Genomic DNA, 448 nt, shown 5'->3' with positions numbered 1-448 from the left:
GCCTGGAGCAGCCGCGCGCAGCGCTCATCATCGAGGGCGCCACAGGCGGCGATGGCGGCCAGGGCCTCGGGCAGGTGGCGCACCCGCAGGGCGGGCTCACGACCGCCACGGATGAGCTGCAACGCCTGGACGATGAACTCCACCTCGCGGATGCCGCCAGCCCCCAGCTTGATGTTGCCCTCCAGCCCCTTGCGGCGCACCTCGGCGGCGATCATCGCCTTCATCTGGCGCAGGCCGTCGATGACGCCGAAGTCGATGTAGCGGCGGAACACGAAGGGGCGCAGCAGCTCGGTCAGGGCCTGGGCGTGTTCGCACTGGGGCCCCAACACCCGCGCCTTGACCATGGCGTAGCGCTCCCAGTTGCGGCCATGGTGCTGGTAGTAGTCCTCCATGGCGGCAAAGGGGATGGCGAGCGGCCCCGCCTCGCCAAAGGGGCGCAGCCGCATGT

At 70.5% G+C, this 448-nt stretch carries 1 protein-coding gene; it reads right to left on the bottom strand.

What is annotated here, in order from left to right:
* Nucleotides 1-448: [protein-PII] uridylyltransferase family protein (locus JWG43_RS18315; protein WP_275888516.1), on the bottom strand; the 448-nt coding region annotated here is incomplete at both ends.

This window comes from Desulfobulbus alkaliphilus (assembly GCF_016918545.1).
GTDB lineage: Bacteria > Desulfobacterota > Desulfobulbia > Desulfobulbales > Desulfobulbaceae > Desulfobulbus > Desulfobulbus alkaliphilus.
The sequence above is the reverse complement of the archived record's forward strand: the minus strand, read 5'-3'. Positions and strand labels throughout refer to the sequence as shown.